The organism is Psychroserpens jangbogonensis (assembly GCF_000797465.1).
GTDB classification, from domain to species: domain Bacteria; phylum Bacteroidota; class Bacteroidia; order Flavobacteriales; family Flavobacteriaceae; genus Psychroserpens; species Psychroserpens jangbogonensis.
Map to the genome: position 1 here is coordinate 187,384 of NZ_JSWG01000008.1, position 19,052 is coordinate 206,435.

The window sequence follows — 19,052 nt, forward strand, 5'->3', positions numbered from 1 at the left end:
TATTTAAGCCACCTCTTTTTGAGGTGGCTTTTTGGTTTTAAACCTTTTTAAAAGCCCATGGGCTATGTAACAAATGTTACACATCCTCATGACAATTATCATGTTATTATGACTTATAGTGGAGTACCTTTATATGACTTAAAGATGCTGAAAACCATGTGATTATTGAGAATCTATACTCAATTATTACAGTAAACTATAAAATCATGAAATCATCTATTCTAAAAATTATGTATTTAGTTTTTTCAGTTTCAGCCATGGCTCAAACAGGTCACGTCCTACAAGGAACAGGATCAGTAAATATGTCAATGGGTGGAGCATCAACAGCACAACCAATAGATATTGCTGGTGCCTTACAATGGAATCCAGCTTCGATATCTACTTTTGATGGAACCATAATAAGTTTTGATATTGGGTTATTCTCCTCATCTCCAACTTTATACTCAACGGTTCCAGAATTTAACAGCATGGGTCAGCCTACTGGTAATTACTTTTCTGGTGTCACTAAGGACGATAGAGGTCTTTCTCCTATGCCTGCTTTAGCAATAGTTTGGGGAAAAGAAGATAGCAAGCATACGTTTGGAGCTTCAGCTTTTGGTGTCAGTGGATTTGGAGTTACTTTCCCAGAAAGTATGACCAACCCAATTAATATGCCACAAAGCATGGGTGGATTCGGTAGAATAGAATCCGATTATATTTTATTACAAATCGGATTATCTTATGCATATGAAATAACCGATAAATTGTCAATTGGGATACAACCAAATATTGATTATGCTACATTAGAATTAATGCCTAATCCTACAGCCAAACCTAATATGTTTGGTTACCCATCTGCGGATAAAGCTTCAGCTATTGGATTTGGTGGACAAATTGGGGTATTCTATGATACAAAATCAGGCTTAAAGTTAGGTGCATCATATAAAACAAATCAATACTTTGGAGAATTTGAATTTGAAAACACCTATCCAGATGGTTCAGATGGCACAAACACTTTCCAAATGGATTATCCTGCTATCGTTTCTCTCGGTTTAGGGTATTCTATCAACAACTTTGATATTGCTCTAGATTTTAGAAGAGTATTGTATGAAGACACCGAAGGTTTCTCAAAAACAGGTTGGGATTTTGATAATAATATGCTTCCGTCAGTAGCAGGATTTGGTTGGGAGAACATTTCTATTTTATCTGCAGGTATTCAATACAAGGGCATTAACAAATTACCAGTACGACTTGGATATACTTACAGTTCTAATCCTATAAATGATGAAGTTGCGTTTTACAATATTCCAGCAACAGCAATTACTAAAAATGCATTTCAATTCGGTTTAACCTATGAATTTAGTGCGAGACTTAACTTAAATGCTGTGTATCATCATGGTGATAGTGGAGGAAAAACTTCAGGTCAAGTGTTAAATCCACAATTCACATCAAACTTCCCTCCATATGGTGGAATTCCTGGAAGTGATGTGTCATACGATATGACAACCGATTTATTTATGATCGGATTTAATTACACGTTTAAAAATAAGCAAGCAGTAAATAACGACTTATAAAAAAAATTAAGAAAATGAAAGAGCTACTCATATTAGGCGCAGGAACATCAGGAACAATGATGGCAAATCATCTGAGGAAAACCCTTCCAAAAAAAGAATGGAATTTGACAATTGTGGATCAGGAAGAAATACATTATTATCAACCCGGGTTTTTATTTCTGCCTTTCGATTTATATAAATCTAAGGATGTTAAAAAGAAGATAGATAAGTTCATTCCTAAAGGAGTTAATTTAATTAACGAAAAGATTGAACGTATAGATAAAGACAATGATACTGTTATCCTTAAAAATAATACATCATTAAAGTATGATATTTTAATTATAGCTACAGGAACTGATATTTCTCCTCAAGAAATTGAAGGAATGCTAGGTGATCATTGGCATCAAACTGTATTTGATTTTTACACATTCGAAGGCGCAAGAAATTTACGTAATAAACTAAGAAAATGGGAAGGTGGTAAACTTGTAGTTCACATCTCTGAAATGCCTATTAAATGTCCAGTAGCTCCTTTAGAATTTACTTTTTTAGCTGACTCATATTTTATTAATAAAGGAATGCGAGATAAAGTTGATATTACATTTGTAACACCAATGTCTGGAGCATTTACAAAACCGAAAGCAACAGAAGCTTTAGACTACTTACTTGAACAAAAACATATTAAAGTAGTTCCTGATTTTAATATTGAAAGTGTAGATGGAGAGCACCAAAAAATCATAGATTATGGAGGTGAAGAAGTAGACTATGATCTATTAGTTACTGTCCCAACGAATATGGGTGATGAAATGATTGAACGTTCTGGATTTGGCGATGAATTAAATTTTGTGCCAACCGATAAAGCAACACTTCAAACGACAGTAAAGGACAATATTTTTGCTATTGGTGATGCTACAAATATTCCTGCTTCTAAAGCTGGTTCTGTAGCGCATTTTGAGGCCGAAATATTAACAGATAACATTATGAGATATATAGCTGGAAAGGAGCTTAAAAAAGAATATGACGGTCATGCTAATTGTTTTATAGAAACTGGTCATGGCAAAGCATTATTAATAGACTTTAATTACAGTCAAGAACCTGTAAAAGGCACATTTCCATTTCCCGTTGTTGGTCCATTAAGTTTATTAAAGGAAACACACATGAACCATATGGGTAAATTAGCCTTCCGATGGATTTATTGGAATATGCTTATCAAAGGCAAACATATTCCTTTTGTATCTGCAACCATGGATACAGCTGGAAAACAATTAGAAGAATCAATATAATTATAAACTAAATCTTTAAATAATGGTAGTAGAAAAAATATATGGCGAACTATGTGTTACTTGTAATGAACAAGGATATTTAACAGATCTAAATCAATGGACTGAAGAAATTGGTTTAGAAATCGCTAAAGAAGAAGGTATTGAAATGACAAACGAACATTGGGATGTAATTGCTTATTTACAAGATCAATGCAGAAAAGAGGTTCCTTTAAGTATTAGAAAAATTGGTAAAAGTGGTGTAGTTAGCATCAAAGAATTCTATCACCTATTCCCAAAAGGCCCTTTAAAAATATCGAGCAGAATAGCTGGTATACCAAAACCTGTTAGTTGTATATAACTAAGGTTTTAACTAATCAATAAATACTATTAAAATGGAAAATACTATAACAAGCCCTGTAACTGACAAAACAGATGACAAAAAGCCTATCAAAAAGATGATGCTTATTCTTTCAAAAGCTACGATTGATAATGTATACGCCTGTTTTATATTAGCTAATGGAGCTAGAATGGAAGGAATAGAATCTGAAATATTTTTTACTTTCTTTGGTTTAGAAGCCATTCAAAAAAAGAAATTAGAACATTTACATGTAGCAACCGTTGGTAATCCAGGAATGCACATTCCAACTATGCTCGGTGGTTTACCAGGCATGGAAGCTTTTGCTACTAAAATGATGAAATCAGAAATGGAAAAACTTGATATACCACCTGTTGGCGAATTTTTAGAAATCCTAGCAGCCTCTGGAACTAAACTTTGGGCTTGCAAACTAGCAATGGATATGTTCCATCTTGAAAAAGAACATTTAATTGATGATCTTGATGGTGTTTTAACCGTTGGTGATTTCTATACACGCGCACAAGGAGACAGTACACAGTTACTATTTATATAGTTTCTTTAATTTACTAAGACAAACCACTTTGTTCATTCAAGGTGGTTTTTTTTATCTCCTAAATTTAAATTTAACCTCTGACACAGTATGACACCAGCCCAAATATCTTTGCACCAAGTTTAACAAATAAATCAATTAAAAATGAAAAATGCAGTAAACTGGTTTGAAATTCCAGTAACAGATTACAACAGAGCTAAACAATTTTATGAAACTGTTATGGATTCAGAAATTAAGGACCATCATATGCCAGAACAGAAAACAAAATATGGCATGTTTGCTTACGATGAAGATAACAACGGTGTTGGTGGTGCTATAATTGAAGCCGAAGGACAAAATCCAACAAAAGATGGCGCAACGATTTATTTAAATGGTGGTGAAAACCTAAATACATCTTTAGAGAAAGTGGAACCATCTGGTGGTAAAGTTGTAATGCCTAAAACTGATATTGGTGAATTTGGATTTATAGCTCAATTTATTGATACAGAAGGTAATCGAATAGCTCTACATTCTTATATGTAATTCATTCATCAAAAAACGAACAGATAGTGAATTGCTTTGCGGTTCACTATCTTTGTGATTATGTCTCAACTTTCTCGTCTAATATCTATATTAACCTTACTTCGTGCTAAGCGACTCTTAACTGCAACCGAGCTTTCAAAAAAGTTTGATGTAAGTGTGAGAACAATTTATAGAGATATTAGAAAAATAGAAGAAGCTGGTGTTCCCGTTGCCACGATAGAAGGCAAAGGTTACTCTCTTATGGAAGGCTATGCTGTTTCACCTGTACAATTCACCGAAAAACAAGCTAATGCTTTGATCACAGCACAACTCCTTGTTCAACAAACTAATGATTCTTCATTTACAACAGATTTTAATGAAGCTCTAACCAAGATCAAATCTGTTTTTCGTACTTCAATTCAAGAAAAAAGTGAATTATTAGCCAGTAAAATTTATGTATTTGACACTAATTATGAGAACATCTCAAGTGATGCTTTATCAGAAATACAGTTAGCCATAACACATTTCAATTATGTTGAAATCAACTATCGAAAAGCTGCAGATCCTAATATGACATTTAGAAAAATAGAACCCTATGCTCTGTTTTCTACTAATAACAAATGGATTTTAATTGCTTGGTGTTATTTACGTAATGACCATCGTGCATTTAGGTTAGATCGGATTCAATCATTTAAAATTTTATCTGAACGCTTTATGGATAGAAAATTTAATTTGCAAACCTATTTTCAGTCTTGTCCATACGATACTAAATAACAAATTTGTTTATTCAAGGTGATTTATGGTTTCACCTCTCCTCTATTTCTTTAAAAAAAAGTTAAATATTTTGTCATATCTAAACGATTGGTTAGTTTTGTTTTGTATTTAGAAATTAATGGCTCGAAAAAAAGAATATATAGAAGAAGAAGTGATAGAAAAAGCAATGGCTTTATTCTGGCGCAAAGGTTATGAAACCACTTCAATGATGATGCTTGAAAAAGAAATGGGCATTAACAAATTCTCTATATACTCTAGTTTTGGTAGTAAAGACGGTGTTTTTATTGAAAGCATAAAATGCTATAAACAAAAATTAAGACAAGTTACAGACAAACTAAAAGCATCCTCTAATGGCATTACCGGTTTAAAGCAATATTTCTATGACTTTATAGAATTTTCAAAAGATTCTACATTGAGAAAAGGATGCTTGGTTACCAATTCGGTAAATGAATTGAACGAAGACACAAACCCAAAAATAAAAGAAGAACTATCAAAATTTACAAACACTATTAGAAGCTTATTTGCAAATAATTTACAGCAAGAAGTCAGCTTTAATAATTCTGAAATTGAAGAGAAAGCAGATTATTTAATTATTTCAATGTTTGGACTAGCTTCTGCATCACGAGTGTTTAACGATCAACAACTAAACAACTATATAGAAAACATATTTAAGAGTATCTAACATTTTTTTTAATCAATAACTAAACGATTGTTTAGTTATAATGTTCAATAATAATAAATTTAAAATCATGAGTACATTAAAAATTCACACAATCGAATCTGCTCCAGAAGAGAGCAAATCACAATTAGAAGCATCAGTAAAAAGCTTCGGAATGCTTCCGAACTTACATGGCGCTTTAGCTGAAGCTCCAGGTTTATTGCAAGCCTATAAAATGCTTCATGAACTATTTCAAAATTCATCATTTAACGCAGAAGAATTGACAGTCGTATGGCAAAGTATAAATGTAGAGCATGCTTGTCATTATTGTGTTCCAGCTCACACTGGAATTGCACATATGATGAAAGTAGATGCTGCATTAACAGAAGCGCTTAGAAATGGAGAAGCAATGCCAAATGTCAAACTACAAACACTACAAGATACTACGTTATCTATTGTTAGAAATAGAGGACATATCTCTGATTCAGAAATTGAAGCCTTCTTCGCTGTTGGTTACCAACAAAGACAATTATTAGAAATAATTCTAGGCCTTTCTCAAAAGATAATTAGCAACTATACAAATCATATTGCAAAAACACCTGTAGATGATGCATTTCAAAAATTTACTTGGGAAAAATCGGCAAATTAAGTCTCCAAAAAAGAAAAACAACACATACAACTGCACATAATTTTCTTAAAACCACTTTGACAAATCAAGGTGGTTTTTTTATTTTAAAATTAGAATAAAAAAATACTATGCATGCATTGTATTTTCAATAATTAAAAATTACCTTATAGCCTTCAGTTGGTAATTATGAATGAGAAGCTAATTTCAAAGAAAAAACCTGCGTATCCTATAACAGATGCACTATCAAATTATCTAACAGCTCAAGGTAGAAATATTAAAATACCTATTTTTTACGATGATTTACTTCGCTTTCAAGGTGCTGTAGAAATTTTCGACAATAACGACAAGGACACACTTTGGATAAGTTGTTATTTTGCTGAACATGAACGTGAGGAAATCGAACTCAGTTTAAAGCAAATGTATTCTATATTACATTCTGACGGAAGTGATACTATCTTACCATATTTGAATATTGATAGTATTGACTTTTGCACCTTCGGAAACACAAAACCTTTCCGAATAAAAGTTAGAAATATTTTAAATGATAATTATATCTTCTTGTATATTAAAAAAGCTGATGCTTCACGTATTTATGGTTTAGAATTAGAACACCTACTCTCTCCAAACCATATTAATTTTTTAGTTCATAAAGACACCTTAATTGAAGAACACATTTCTGGTATTCCAGGAGACACTTATATTAATGAGCATCTCAATAAAATTTCGGAACAAGATAAACGTGCTTTAGCAAAAGAATTCGTTAAATTTAATGAACGTTGTTTTGTTAGGCTATTGGCAGATATGCGCTCATACAATTATGTCATTGTAATTACTCATGACTTTGATCGTATTCAGTATCGTATTCGAGCCGTAGATTTTGATCAACAGAGTTATGAAGGAAACCCTAAGGTTTATAAGCCTCAATTTTTAAAAGAAAATAATGCTTTAGTAGAAATGTCCTTAGCCGTTTTAGCAAAAGAATCTATAGAGCAATATGAAAAAGAAGAACGTTCACTATTGGCAAAACGCGCGACAAGTGAACATGAACGTTTACAGGATTTACTTACCTGTATGAAAGCGGATCATATATCATCAGCAAAAAAAATAAAAGAACTAAAAACCGGATTGTTTAACCTTACTGGTGATGTTCAATTTAAACGTTCAAAAAACATGGGCGAATTATTAGATTCTGCATTAAATTTTATAATTAGAAATTACAAAAATGAAAACCCATATATCATCAAATAAAACCATATAAAATGAAAATCAAAAAGGTTCTTGTTGCTAATAGAGGCGAAATCGCTATCCGTGTGTTGAGAGCATGTACCGAATTAAACCTTACTACTGTTGCTGTTTTCACCTATGAAGATCGCTATTCACAGCACAGAAATAAAGCAGATGAATCCTATCAAATAGGAGAAGACAACCAACCTCTTAAACCTTATTTAGACATTCATCAAATCATTGATTTAGCTAAATCTAAAAATGTTGATGCGATTCATCCTGGTTATGGTTTTCTTTCTGAAAATTCAGAATTCGCACGACAATGTGCAGCCAACGGAATTATATTCATCGGTCCAAAACCTGAAGTTATGGATGCTTTAGGAGATAAAATTACTGCAAAAAAAGTAGCAGTTAAATGTAAGGTTCCCATAATTGAAAGTAACAAGAAAAAGCTAACCTCACTTAAAGTAGCGCTATCTGAAGCTAATAAAATTGGTTTCCCGCTAATGCTAAAAGCAGCTTCTGGAGGAGGCGGACGAGGAATGCGAATTATAAAAAAGAATGAAGACTTAGAACTTAATTTTGATTCCGCAAGAAACGAAGCTCTTAATGCTTTTGGTGATGACACCATGTTTTTAGAGAAATATGTAGAAGACCCTAAACATATAGAAGTTCAAATTGTTGCAGATAATCATGGTAATATTAGACATCTACACGAACGCGATTGTTCTGTTCAACGTCGCCATCAAAAAGTTGTAGAAATTGCACCTTCTTTTAATGTTAATGAGAACGTAAAACAAGATTTATATGCTTATGCTATTGCTATAGCAACAGAAGTAGGCTATAACAATATTGGCACAGTAGAATTTCTATTGGATAAAGAGGATAACATCTATTTTATTGAAGTCAACCCAAGAATTCAAGTAGAACATACGGTTACAGAGATGGTCACTGGAATTGACCTTGTTAAAACACAGATTTTCGTAGCCGGAAATTATAAATTGGACAGTGAACAAATAAAAATATACGAACAAGACTCAATTGCGACTTATGGTTTTGCTTTGCAATGTCGTTTAACGACTGAAGATCCAGCAAACAATTTCACACCAGACTATGGTAATATTACTACCTATCGTAGTGCTTCGGGTATGGGAATTCGATTAGATGCTGGAAGTATTTATCAAGGTTATCAAGTAAGTCCGTTTTTTGATTCTATGCTTGTAAAAGTATCTTCTCATGGAAGAACATTGGATGGAGCCACTCGCAAAATGGTAAGAGCATTGAAAGAGTTTAGAATTAGAGGTGTAAAGACGAATATTCATTTTTTACAAAACGTTATTCAACATGAGACTTTTAAACAAGGAAAGGCTTCGGTAAAATTTATTCAAAATACACCATCACTTTTCAAAATCAAACTCCCTCAGGATCGAACTTCTAAAGTGGTGAGTTTTTTAGCTGAAGTTATTGTTAATGGGAATTCTGACGTGAAGCGCATTGATGAAAACAAAGTCTTTGGCAATCCTAAAGTTCCAAAATTCAAGTTATCTGACCCTTATCCAAAAGGCACAAAAGATATGCTCACTGAAATGGGTCCTGAAAAATTTTGTGCTTGGTTAAAAGATGAGAAAAAGATCCATTACACAGACACAACAATGCGTGATGCGCATCAATCACTATTAGCTACACGAATGAGAACTTTTGACATGATGAATGTGGCTGAAAGTTTTGCAAAAAACCATCCGAATACATTTAGTATGGAAGTTTGGGGAGGTGCAACATTTGATGTCTGTTTAAGATTTTTACATGAAAGTCCATGGACACGATTAAGAGAATTAAGAAAAGCAGTACCAAACATATTATTCCAAATGTTACTTCGTGGTTCAAATGCTGTAGGTTATAAAGCTTACCCAGATAATTTAATCGAAAAATTTGTCGAAAAATCATGGGAAAATGGCGTAGATATATTTAGAATCTTTGACTCTTTAAATTGGGTAAAAGCAATGGAACCAAGTATTAGTTATGTACGTAACAAAACTGGTGGTATAGCCGAAGCTGCATTGAGTTATACTGGAGACATTTTAGACGTTAACGAGAAAAAATACAACCTAAAATACTATACGCAACTCGCTAAAGATTTAGAAAATGCTGGTGCACATATGATTGCCATCAAGGATATGGCAGGCTTACTAAAACCTTATGCAGCTACAGAGTTAATTTCAGCTTTAAAAGACACTGTTAACTTGCCTATTCATTTACATACGCACGACACCTCATCACTTCAAACAGCTACTTATTTAAAAGCCATAGAAGCTGGTATTGATGTTATAGATGTTGCTTTAAGTGGTTTGTCTGGCTTAACATCTCAACCTAATTTTAACTCGGTTGTAGAAATGATGAAAAATCAACCACGAGCTCATGAATTTGATATTAAAAAATTAAATGAATTCTCAAACTATTGGGAAGACACTCGAGAATTATATTATCCATTTGAATCTGGTTTAAAAGCAGGAACTGCAGAAGTTTTTCAACATGAAATTCCTGGAGGACAATACTCAAATTTACGTCCGCAAGCAACAGCTTTAGGATTAGGAGACCGTTTTGAAGAAGTTAAATTAATGTATGCTGAAGTCAATTCTCTTTTTGGAAATCTAGTCAAGGTGACACCAAGTTCTAAAGTCGTTGGAGATATGGCCATTTTTATGGTGACTAACAACTTAACTTCAGAAGATGTTTTAGAACGTGGTCACGATATCTCATTTCCTGAATCTGTCATTAGTTTCTTTTTAGGTGATTTAGGTCAACCACATGGTGGGTTTCCGAAGAAAATTCAAAAAATTATTCTAAAAAACAAAAAGCCATACACCAATAGGCCAAATGCACATTTAGAGCCTATCGATTTCGATTTAGAGTTTTCAGCTTTTAAAAAGAAGTTTCAAAAAGGATTTACACGTGCTATTGAAATGGAAGACTTTTTATCATACACATTATATCCGAAGGTTTTTGAAAAAGCACATGAAAACTATAAAAAATTCGGAAACCTAACTTTAGTTCCCACTAAAAATTTCTTCTATGGTATGAAACTACGAGAAGAGATTCTCATAGAATTAGAACCCGGAAAAACAGTTATTATAAAATTACTTTCCGTTGGAATCCCAAATGATGAAGGTATTAGAACCGTGTTTTTTAAAGTCAATGGTGAAAATAGATTTGTCGACATATTAGATACTTCATTAAATATTAAAATAGAGGAAAACAGTAAGATAGATCCTTCTAATCCAGATCAGATTGGCGCGCCTTTACAAGGATCTCTTTACAAGGTTTTAGTTAAAAAAGGCCAAGACATTAAGGAAAATGACCCTTTATTTATAATTGAAGCGATGAAAATGGAAACAACTGTTACTGCTTTTAAAGCTGGAAAAGTAAAATCTGTAACCCTAAAGGAAAGTAGTATGGTTAAACAAGATGACTTGGTACTGACTATAGAAAGTTAATCACTATGAAATAATTTCAGAAAATTCATTAAACAGAAAAAGGGGAAATTTAAAAACGCTACACAAAACAATCTAAGTAATCGAGTGCCTGGTGGTGGTCTTTATAGTACATCTGGAGATATATTGCGGTTTGGAAATGCTTTGCTGGATAATACTTTAATAAGTGATGAAACATTACAACTTATGATTCAACATCATAGTTTAGAAAAAGTCAAAAATGGCTATGGTTTTGGTTTCTATCTTTACGGGAAACAACCTAAAGAAGGAAGTATTTACGGACATAGTGACGCTCAAACTGGTTCTTCATCTCAACTATTTGTAATACCAAGCTTAAAAACAGTTATAGTAGTCTCTAATACTTCGGGAGCTGGAACTGAAGTATCCACAATTGCAGGACAGTTAATTGATATCTCACAACAAAAGGAATGATCCACATATCCCTTTAAATATTTTTCTTTTTCTCGCTAAATGTGTCTGATTAACCAATATTTACAACGAATACCGTACTTGCTTGTTCATTAAACAGGATTTTCGTATCTTAAATATGAAATTAGCTATTTTATAAAATGCGTACGGATAATTCAAAAATCAAAGAGATTTTTAAGGATTTACCTTTTTCTGACAACCAGATTAAGGTGATAGAATCTGTATTTTATAAAGTTAACTTTAAAAAAGGCTCTAAAATACTTAAAGCCACTGATAAAGTCGATTATCAATATTATATATTAGAAGGCTGTTTAAGAACGTATCATATTGATGCACATGGTAAAGAGCATACTGTTCAATTCGGAATTAAAGACTGGTGGATAAGTGATTATACAGCATTCTTTTCAACTTCAAAAGCTATTATGACCATAGAGGTCATTCAGGATGCTACCATGTATCGGATTTCAAGAGAAGATAAAGAACGACTCTACAAGCAAATTTCATCAATAGAAACTTTTTTTAGAAAAAAATTAGAACGTGCCTTTGCCGCATTGCAAAATAGAATTCTATCAAATTTATCTCAAACGGCAACAGAACGTTATCTCAACTTCATTCAGACTTATCCTAATATCGATAAATCTATAAAAAACTACCACATTGCTTCTTATTTAGGGATTACTACAGAAAGCCTAAGCAGAATAAGAAAAGATTTATCAAAAAATTAAATTTCTTATCATACATCAATATTTATAACTACTGATTATCATATATTTGCATCTTATTCAGTAGAAAAATACACCTTTACAAATCCCTAATGATTAATAGCTAAAAAAGCGCAAGTAACTTTACTTGCGCTTTTTTTTATACTAAAATTTAATCATACATACCAACTTCATAAAAAAGTGATTTTAGTAAATCTCCAACCTATGGCATTTTTGCAACTTAATAATCAAAGTAAATAGTTGTAACTAAAGTCAAAATAAATCGTCAAACTAAAAAAACTTAACTTTAAAAAATAGAAAATCAATCATAATGAAAATCAATCCTCAATTCTCGAAAGTAATTTTTATTTGTGCCTTCGTACTGATTTCTGCATCAGGTGTTGCACAAAACCTTGACGAACAAATTAAAGTTTATTTAAATGAACAAGGTTTTGACAATGAATCTCCAGGACTTTCACTTCTAGTTGCTAAAGATGGAAAAACAATCTATAAAGTAGGTTTAGGAATGGCTGATTTAGAAAACAATATCAAAACAAAATCAAACCATGTTTTCGAAATTGGATCAATCACAAAACAATTTACTTCAGTAAGTATTTTGATGTTAGAGGAACAAGGTAAGCTAAGTGTAAATGACGAGATTACTAAATACATTGAAGACTACCCTACACAGGGAAAAACGATAACAATTCATCATTTACTAAATCATACATCTGGCATAAAAAGCTACACCAATATGGCTAGCTTTATGACACATGCTAGAACTGACATGACACCTACAGAACTTATCGACAAGTTCAAAAACGAACCTATGGAGTTTGACCCAGGAACTCAATTTAATTATAACAATTCTGGTTATATTCTATTGGGTCATATCATTGAAGTTGTTTCCGGACAGAGTTATGCCGAATTTATAAAAGCCAATATTTTTGATAAACTAGATATGACTAGTTCATATTATGGAAGTATGACACAATTAATTCCAAATCGTGCTCGAGGTTATTCTGATACAGGTTCTGGCTTCAAAAACGCAAATTATTTGAGTTTAACCTTACCATATGCTGCAGGATCTATCATGTCTACTACAGAAGATTTACTAAAATGGCAAAATGCAATTAGTGCTAATACCCTAATTTCAAAAAACTCTTTAGAAAAAGCTACTAACGGATCTAAATTAAATAATGATGAAGACATTCCTTATGGATATGGCTGGAATAAAGGTGACATAAGAGGATCAAGAACTTATGAGCACTCTGGAGGTATTTTTGGGTACTCAACAAACGGAATTTTCCTTCCTGAAGAGAACATGTATGTTATTGGTTTAACAAATTGCGATTGTGGAAACGTAGGTGCAATTACATCAAATGTTGCCGCCATCGCTTTAGGAAAACCTTTTCCTAAAAAAGAAGATGCTATTGCACTTAACAAAGTGCAACTAACCAAATGGATTGGTGCTTACGAATTTGACGAAGGTGTTATTCGTCATATCACACTTAAAGACAATCAATTATTTAGTCAAAGAGAAGGCAGTATCAATCTTGAAATTTATGCAATGACTGAAACTAACTTTATTTTTGACGGAGGAAATACATCTTATGAATTCTATACAGAAAATGGAAAACATATGGCTAAGTTTACATCAAGTGGAAACACTATTATTGGTCATAGTGTAGATAAGGCTCCTCCAGCAAAACGTAAAGAGATTACTTTACCTACTGAAGTTTTATCTCAATACATAGGGACTTACGAAATACAAGCTGGTTTTAATATCGAGATTAGTGTTAGAGATAATAAGGTTTATGGACTTGCAACAGGACAAGGTGAAGTTGAATTGTTTGCAGAAGAGAAAGATAAATTCTATTTAAAAGTGACTGCTGCAGACATTCATTTTAAGCGAAATGCAAATGACGCTATCGATAGCTTAGTATTCATTCAAGGTGGACAAGAAATGCCTGGAAAAAAGACAGAATAAAACATGAATTTCATGTGAAAATTTAATGTGCGCTTATGGAATCTTCAAAACAACTAGCAAGTCGATTTAGAGAGCTGTTTTTAAACGGAACGTGGATTGCAAACACCAATTATCAAGAACTTTTATCTGATATCAATTGGAAACAAGCCACACAAAAAATTACATCGCTCAACACTATTGCTAAATTGACCTTTCATATCAATTATTATGTTGCTGGTGTCTTGAAGGTGTTTGAAGGTGGCTCTTTAGACATAAAGGATAAGTATAGTTTTGATGCTCCTGAAGTCAAATCAAAAAACGATTGGGACACTTTAAGAATTGAGCTCCTTACAAATGCAGAAGCATTTGCAAAGCAAATTGAATCTATGTCTGAAGAACAATTGGAATCTACTTTTGTTGATGAAAATTATGGTTCTTACCAAAGAAATATTGAGGGTTTAATTGAACATAGCTATTATCATTTTGGTCAATTATCTTTAATTAAGAAAATGGTTAATGAAATTAAATAACTATGAAAAAAGACAGTAAGCAAGCAACAGGAATTATTTTAGGCATAACCATTGGAACTGCTGTTGGAGTAGCAACAGACAATTTGGGTTTATGGCTAAGTATTGGTATTGCAATAGGTGCTGGACTTAGTGTTACGATGAAAGATGATAAAAAAGAATAGCTTACGCTTTTCTCTTCTTTAAAGGAACTCACGATACTGCATCACACGAAAATCGAACGTATTAAAATCTGAATTACTCGCCTTTAATTGCTTGTACAATGGCAATCTACTAATAGAAATATTTGCGGCTCCAGATCCTGAAGTCAAAGAGACCGTTCTAATCATTCGTTCTGTTTGTGATTCATGCTTTTCAGTTGGCATAACAAACTGATGAATTCTTGGGACTACATTTGATACAACTTCTAATTTGATCTTATAATCTTTAATATGTTTTCTGAAAAAATATTCTGGTCCATTTTTACTATTTCCACCTATAAATAATAACGTATCAATGTTTGGATACTCTTTTAAATACCCAATTACATTCCGAAGTTTTATGTTATTCATTCCTAAGTCTGAAGCGTCAATTTTCTTGCGTTCTGCACTTCCTACAATATCACAAACACCAATTTTATGTTTGATAAGAAAATCCTTTCGTTCATCAATAGCGTACTGAGAATTGTCATATCGCAATCCCAGATTATGAATTTTATCAATAAATAACCATAACGAATTGTAATAACTTCCGTAGCAAAAATCAACATCCTTTTCTAAAAGTTCACCTGTAGAAAAACGTGGAGGTGGCAAAGTACCAACAATTAATTTTGTTGTATCTGATTTAATAAAAGGTTGGTATGGATGTTTGTGCTTAAACATTTTATTAATTACTGACTTCGCAAGAATTAAAAAGTGAGATTATCTCGTAAACACCAATTCATTCTCAGAAGATAAATTTTCTGTAAACCTGTATTTATCACGATCAAACCATTTAATATCGTCTAAAGTTTTAGCATTTGTATCTATAACATAACGCGCCATTAATCCTCTAGCCAATTTTGAAAATATAGCAATAGTTTTATAGTTTCCATCTTTCAATTCCTGAAACTTAATATTAATGACAGGTACTTTTAGAGATTTCGTATCAATTGCCTTAAAGTATTCGTTACTAGCTAAATTTAAAAAGAGTTCATCATCTTCTAATTCATTGTTTAATGCATCAGTAACTTGTTTCCTCCAAAACTCATATAAGTTTTTACTCTTACCTACAGGAAATTTAGTTCCCATTTCTAATCGGTAAGGCTGCATTAAATCTAAAGGTTTTAAAACACCATATAATCCAGAGAGAATACGAACAGTGTCCTGAAGTTGATTTAATTTATTGGTGTCAATTGTATACGCATCTAAACCTCTATAGACATCTCCATTAAAGGCATAAACAGCTTGTCTCGCATTATCTTTAGTAAAAGGTAAACTCCACTCTTGATTACGCTCATAGTTTAATTGCCCTAAATTATCTGAAATATGCATTAACTTAGATAAGCTCCTTGCTGATTTCTTTTTCAACAATCTATTTAGACGCTCAGCTCCATTCAAAAAGCATGCTTCTGAAGTTTTTGATGTTGGTAATTTACGATCGTAGTCTAATGATTTTGCTGGAGACAATACTAATTTCATGCTCTGGTAGTTTTCTTTTTTTCAAAGTTACGATTACCAATGATAAAATTCAACATTAGAATTTCATAATTTCTATGACAGGATAAGTAGAATTAATCCTTATCCTGATGCTTTGAATAATGACGCCATTTTTCAATACATTGCTGCATATCCTCTGGAATAGGTGAATTAAATCGCATTTGCTCACCAGTCGTTGGATGCACAAAGCCTAATGTTTTTGCATGTAGAGCTTGTCTTGGTAGTATTTTAAAACAGTTATCTACGAACTGCTTGTATTTAGAGAAAGTCGTTCCTTTTAAAATACGTTCACCTCCATAACGCTCATCATTAAAGAGCGTATGACCAATATGCTTCATGTGTACACGAATTTGATGTGTACGACCAGTTTCGAGTTTACAAGCAACTAAAGTTACATAACCCAAACGTTCAATAACTTTGAAATGTGTTACAGCTGGTTTACCTTTTTCTTCATCATCACCTACAAAAACGGTGTTCTGTAAACGATTTCTAGGATGACGACCTATATGACCCTCAATAGTACCTTCTTCTTCATCTATATTTCCCCAAACTATCGCTACATATTCACGTTCACTAGTTTTATTAAAAAACTGTTTAGACAAATGTGTCATGGCCTGTTCTGTCTTTGCTATAACCAACAATCCACTTGTATCTTTATCAATTCGATGCACTAAACCTGGACGTTCACTACTATTATTTGGAAGGTTTTCAAAATGAAAAATAAGAGCATTTATGAGTGTTCCTGAATAATTACCATGACCAGGATGCACAACCATTCCCGCAGATTTATTAACTACTAATAGTTGGTCGTCTTCATAAACAACATCTAATGGAATATCCTCTGGAGTCAATAAATACTCATAAGGTGGATGCGCTAAAAGCACCCGAATCTTATCAAGAGGCTTTACTTTATAATTCGATTTTACAGGAGTACCATTTACGTAAATGCTACCATCTTTGGCAGCAGCCTGAATTTTATTACGAGTCGCATTTTCAATGCGGTTCATCAAATACTTGTCTATGCGTAAAGGTGCTTGCCCTTTATCGGCAACAAAAGAATGATGTTCGTATAACTCATCGTCATTCTCGTTTGCTGGTTGTGTTGTTGTAGTCATTTAGTTTGAAGCGCGTTTTCCATTACCTAGAACAACATCTATTTTAGATGTCAAAGGTAACATTTCGCCAGCTTTTATGGTTTTACCTTTATGTTGTATTGAAAGTACTTCGTCTTTTCCTATATCATCCGCATAAGTCACATTACCGACCTTAAAACCTAGTGCTTTTAGTGTTGGCTTAGCTTGCCGAAAAGTGTTACGTACGATATTAGGCACTGCTACTTTTCTGTATCCTGATGGATTTAAAATTAAATATATTTTCCTGTTTTCTTTAACCTGACTGCCTGCTTCAGGATATTGTTCAATTACAGAATATTTTGGATATTTTGGATTGAAATTAGCCGAATCCTGGATTTCCATAGCTAAATCATTATCGTTCAATTCAATTTTAACCGTTTCAATTGTTTTACCTTTTAAATCGGGAACTTGAATAAACTCACCATGATTAGTCGTACTTCTTAACCACCACATCATTAAAAAAACAAGGACAATTAAAGCAACAATAGCCAATGCCAATTGTTTGAAAAATGTTTTGCTAGTTATAAATCGAATAAAACTCATGTCATAATTTAACTGTTGACAAATATATAAAAACGAAAGCGTTTACTTAAGGGTTTATTTGGTATTTTAGCTTAACTGATAATTGTTAAGTTTTATTGTTTGTAAAATCTAATTAAGGATAATGAAAAAAAATATTGCCATAATCATGGGTGGTTATTCAAGTGAATATGAAATCTCTCTTAAAAGTGGACAAGTTGTGTATGAATCTCTCGACAAAGAGAAGTACAATATGTATCGCATTCATATTTTTAAAAACAAATGGGTTTATGTTAATGATTTAGATGAAGAGTTTTCCATAGACAAAAACGATTTTTCTATACGCATTGCTGACACCAAAATTAATTTTGATTGCGTTTTTAATGCCATACATGGCTCACCTGGTGAAGATGGTTTTATGCAAGGTTATTTTGAATTATTAAGCATTCCTCATACGAGTTGTAATATGTATCAAGCAGCCTTAACGTTTAATAAACGGGATTGTTTAAGTGCTTTAAAACCTTACGGAATCAAATCGGCTGAATCTTATTTTGTCAATTTAGGCGATTCTATAAATGAGGAAATCATTGTAGCAAAAGTAGGTTTGCCTTGTTTTGTGAAAGCAAATAGAGCTGGCAGTAGTTTTGGTATAACCAAAGTCTATAATAAAGAAGAAATTCAAAACGCGTTAGACGTTGCGTTTAAAGAAGATGAAGAAGTGATTATAGAGTCATTTCTAGATGGTGTAGAAGTTTCAGTTGGTGTTATCACCTACAAAGGTGAAATTAAAGTATTACCTATTACTGAAATTGTTTCTGAAAATGATTTCTTCGATTATAAAGCAAAGTATTTAGGTCAATCTCAAGAAATAACACCTGCTCGCATAGATGAAAATCAAGCTGAAATGGTTAGTTCTTTAGCAAAAAAAGTATACGAAGTATTGCGTTTAAAAGGATTTAGCAGGAGTGAATACATTTTTAAAGACGGAGAACCTCATCTTATAGAAGTGAATACAGTTCCAGGTTTAACAGAAGCTAGTATTTTACCTCAACAAGCTGCAGAAGCTGGCATTAGCATGAGTGATTTATTTGAAAACGCTATTGAAGAAGCTCTCAAATAATTAATAATT

Annotated in this window: 20 protein-coding genes; 16 read left to right on the plus strand and 4 right to left on the minus strand. The window is 32.6% G+C overall.

Annotation, left to right across the window (positions count from 1 at the left end):
• Positions 1-206: 206 nt before the first annotated feature.
• From RH81_RS06675 to RH81_RS17135, 15 genes are all read left to right on the plus strand, one after another.
• Positions 207-1,553: an OmpP1/FadL family transporter gene (locus RH81_RS06675; RefSeq protein WP_033959186.1), complete on the plus strand. Its 1,347-nt coding sequence runs from the start codon at positions 207-209 to the stop codon at positions 1,551-1,553.
• A 14-nt stretch (positions 1,554-1,567) separates the two neighbouring features.
• Entirely contained in the window at positions 1,568-2,812 is a 1,245-nt protein-coding gene (gene sqr / locus RH81_RS06680) for a type III sulfide quinone reductase, selenoprotein subtype (protein ID WP_033959189.1), read from the plus strand.
• Between the two features lie 22 nt (positions 2,813-2,834).
• On the plus strand, positions 2,835-3,149 hold the full coding sequence (locus RH81_RS06685; protein WP_052172452.1) for a TusE/DsrC/DsvC family sulfur relay protein: 315 nt from the start codon (positions 2,835-2,837) through the stop codon (positions 3,147-3,149).
• Between the two features lie 34 nt (positions 3,150-3,183).
• Positions 3,184-3,699, plus strand: coding sequence for a DsrE/DsrF/DrsH-like family protein (locus RH81_RS06690; RefSeq protein ID WP_052172453.1), 516 nt, complete (start codon positions 3,184-3,186; stop codon positions 3,697-3,699).
• Positions 3,700-3,840: 141 nt separating this feature from the next.
• Entirely contained in the window at positions 3,841-4,218 is a 378-nt protein-coding gene (locus RH81_RS06695; protein WP_033959191.1) for a VOC family protein, read from the plus strand.
• A 60-nt stretch (positions 4,219-4,278) separates the two neighbouring features.
• Positions 4,279-4,971, plus strand: coding sequence for a helix-turn-helix transcriptional regulator (locus tag RH81_RS06700; protein ID WP_033959192.1), 693 nt, complete (start codon positions 4,279-4,281; stop codon positions 4,969-4,971).
• A 118-nt stretch (positions 4,972-5,089) separates the two neighbouring features.
• Positions 5,090-5,653, plus strand: coding sequence for a TetR/AcrR family transcriptional regulator (locus RH81_RS06705; protein ID WP_033959194.1), 564 nt, complete (start codon positions 5,090-5,092; stop codon positions 5,651-5,653).
• A 67-nt stretch (positions 5,654-5,720) separates the two neighbouring features.
• Positions 5,721-6,278: a carboxymuconolactone decarboxylase family protein gene (locus tag RH81_RS06710; RefSeq protein ID WP_033959354.1), complete on the plus strand. Its 558-nt coding sequence runs from the start codon at positions 5,721-5,723 to the stop codon at positions 6,276-6,278.
• 165 nt (positions 6,279-6,443) lie between these two features.
• Positions 6,444-7,505: a hypothetical protein gene (locus RH81_RS06715; RefSeq protein ID WP_033959199.1), complete on the plus strand. Its 1,062-nt coding sequence runs from the start codon at positions 6,444-6,446 to the stop codon at positions 7,503-7,505.
• An 11-nt stretch (positions 7,506-7,516) separates the two neighbouring features.
• Positions 7,517-10,972, plus strand: coding sequence for a pyruvate carboxylase (locus tag RH81_RS06720; RefSeq protein WP_033959201.1), 3,456 nt, complete (start codon positions 7,517-7,519; stop codon positions 10,970-10,972).
• A gap of 27 nt (positions 10,973-10,999) precedes the next feature.
• Positions 11,000-11,401 carry a serine hydrolase gene (locus tag RH81_RS06725; protein WP_152604799.1) on the plus strand — a complete coding sequence of 134 codons (402 nt, stop codon included), beginning with the start codon at positions 11,000-11,002 and terminating at the stop codon, positions 11,399-11,401.
• 137 nt (positions 11,402-11,538) lie between these two features.
• A complete protein-coding gene (locus tag RH81_RS06730) occupies positions 11,539-12,123 on the plus strand; it encodes a Crp/Fnr family transcriptional regulator (RefSeq protein ID WP_033959205.1) in 585 nt (194 codons plus the stop codon).
• A 307-nt stretch (positions 12,124-12,430) separates the two neighbouring features.
• Complete coding sequence (locus tag RH81_RS16990; protein ID WP_033959207.1) at positions 12,431-14,089, plus strand: serine hydrolase; 1,659 nt, start codon at positions 12,431-12,433, stop codon at positions 14,087-14,089.
• 35 nt (positions 14,090-14,124) lie between these two features.
• The gene (locus RH81_RS06740) at positions 14,125-14,598 is read left to right on the plus strand and encodes a hypothetical protein (RefSeq protein ID WP_033959209.1); all 474 of its coding nucleotides are present in this window, start codon (positions 14,125-14,127) and stop codon (positions 14,596-14,598) included.
• Between the two features lie 2 nt (positions 14,599-14,600).
• On the plus strand, positions 14,601-14,759 hold the full coding sequence (locus RH81_RS17135) for a glycine zipper domain-containing protein (RefSeq protein ID WP_173424367.1): 159 nt from the start codon (positions 14,601-14,603) through the stop codon (positions 14,757-14,759).
• Between the two features lie 18 nt (positions 14,760-14,777).
• On the opposite strand, the gene RH81_RS06745 is transcribed toward RH81_RS17135, so the two are convergent.
• The 4 genes from RH81_RS06745 to RH81_RS06760 all read right to left on the minus strand — a co-directional run bounded on the left by RH81_RS06745 (position 14,778) and on the right by RH81_RS06760 (position 17,947).
• On the minus strand, positions 14,778-15,455 hold the full coding sequence (locus RH81_RS06745; RefSeq protein WP_033959211.1) for a uracil-DNA glycosylase family protein: 678 nt from the start codon (positions 15,453-15,455) through the stop codon (positions 14,778-14,780).
• Positions 15,456-15,494: 39 nt separating this feature from the next.
• The gene (gene yaaA, locus RH81_RS06750; RefSeq protein ID WP_033959213.1) at positions 15,495-16,253 is read right to left on the minus strand and encodes a peroxide stress protein YaaA; all 759 of its coding nucleotides are present in this window, start codon (positions 16,251-16,253) and stop codon (positions 15,495-15,497) included.
• A 92-nt stretch (positions 16,254-16,345) separates the two neighbouring features.
• Positions 16,346-17,386, minus strand: coding sequence for an RluA family pseudouridine synthase (locus tag RH81_RS06755; protein WP_033959215.1), 1,041 nt, complete (start codon positions 17,384-17,386; stop codon positions 16,346-16,348).
• The gene (locus RH81_RS06760; RefSeq protein ID WP_033959217.1) at positions 17,387-17,947 is read right to left on the minus strand and encodes a PASTA domain-containing protein; all 561 of its coding nucleotides are present in this window, start codon (positions 17,945-17,947) and stop codon (positions 17,387-17,389) included.
• A 121-nt stretch (positions 17,948-18,068) separates the two neighbouring features.
• Here RH81_RS06760 and RH81_RS06765 point away from each other — a divergent pair, with 121 nt between their 5' ends.
• Complete coding sequence (locus RH81_RS06765) at positions 18,069-19,043, plus strand: D-alanine--D-alanine ligase (RefSeq protein ID WP_033959218.1); 975 nt, start codon at positions 18,069-18,071, stop codon at positions 19,041-19,043.
• The last annotated feature ends 9 nt before the right edge of the window (positions 19,044-19,052 follow it).

Excerpts from the sequence above, each read along its gene's own strand:
- RH81_RS06675 (WP_033959186.1), top strand. The coding sequence starts at position 207 with ATGAAATCATCTATTCTAAAAATTATGTATTTAGTTTTTTCAGTTTCA.
- sqr (WP_033959189.1), top strand. The coding sequence starts at position 1,568 with ATGAAAGAGCTACTCATATTAGGCGCAGGAACATCAGGAACAATGATG.
- RH81_RS06685 (WP_052172452.1), top strand. The coding sequence starts at position 2,835 with ATGGTAGTAGAAAAAATATATGGCGAACTATGTGTTACTTGTAATGAA.
- RH81_RS06690 (WP_052172453.1), top strand. The coding sequence starts at position 3,184 with ATGGAAAATACTATAACAAGCCCTGTAACTGACAAAACAGATGACAAA.
- RH81_RS06695 (WP_033959191.1), top strand. The coding sequence starts at position 3,841 with ATGAAAAATGCAGTAAACTGGTTTGAAATTCCAGTAACAGATTACAAC.
- RH81_RS06700 (WP_033959192.1), top strand. The coding sequence starts at position 4,279 with ATGTCTCAACTTTCTCGTCTAATATCTATATTAACCTTACTTCGTGCT.
- RH81_RS06705 (WP_033959194.1), top strand. The coding sequence starts at position 5,090 with ATGGCTCGAAAAAAAGAATATATAGAAGAAGAAGTGATAGAAAAAGCA.
- RH81_RS06710 (WP_033959354.1), top strand. The coding sequence starts at position 5,721 with ATGAGTACATTAAAAATTCACACAATCGAATCTGCTCCAGAAGAGAGC.
- RH81_RS06715 (WP_033959199.1), top strand. The coding sequence starts at position 6,444 with ATGAATGAGAAGCTAATTTCAAAGAAAAAACCTGCGTATCCTATAACA.
- RH81_RS06720 (WP_033959201.1), top strand. The coding sequence starts at position 7,517 with ATGAAAATCAAAAAGGTTCTTGTTGCTAATAGAGGCGAAATCGCTATC.
- RH81_RS06730 (WP_033959205.1), top strand. The coding sequence starts at position 11,539 with ATGCGTACGGATAATTCAAAAATCAAAGAGATTTTTAAGGATTTACCT.
- RH81_RS16990 (WP_033959207.1), top strand. The coding sequence starts at position 12,431 with ATGAAAATCAATCCTCAATTCTCGAAAGTAATTTTTATTTGTGCCTTC.
- RH81_RS06740 (WP_033959209.1), top strand. The coding sequence starts at position 14,125 with ATGGAATCTTCAAAACAACTAGCAAGTCGATTTAGAGAGCTGTTTTTA.
- RH81_RS17135 (WP_173424367.1), top strand. The coding sequence starts at position 14,601 with ATGAAAAAAGACAGTAAGCAAGCAACAGGAATTATTTTAGGCATAACC.
- RH81_RS06745 (WP_033959211.1), bottom strand. The coding sequence starts at position 15,455 with ATGTTTAAGCACAAACATCCATACCAACCTTTTATTAAATCAGATACA.
- yaaA (WP_033959213.1), bottom strand. The coding sequence starts at position 16,253 with ATGAAATTAGTATTGTCTCCAGCAAAATCATTAGACTACGATCGTAAA.
- RH81_RS06755 (WP_033959215.1), bottom strand. The coding sequence starts at position 17,386 with ATGACTACAACAACACAACCAGCAAACGAGAATGACGATGAGTTATAC.
- RH81_RS06760 (WP_033959217.1), bottom strand. The coding sequence starts at position 17,947 with ATGAGTTTTATTCGATTTATAACTAGCAAAACATTTTTCAAACAATTG.
- RH81_RS06765 (WP_033959218.1), top strand. The coding sequence starts at position 18,069 with ATGAAAAAAAATATTGCCATAATCATGGGTGGTTATTCAAGTGAATAT.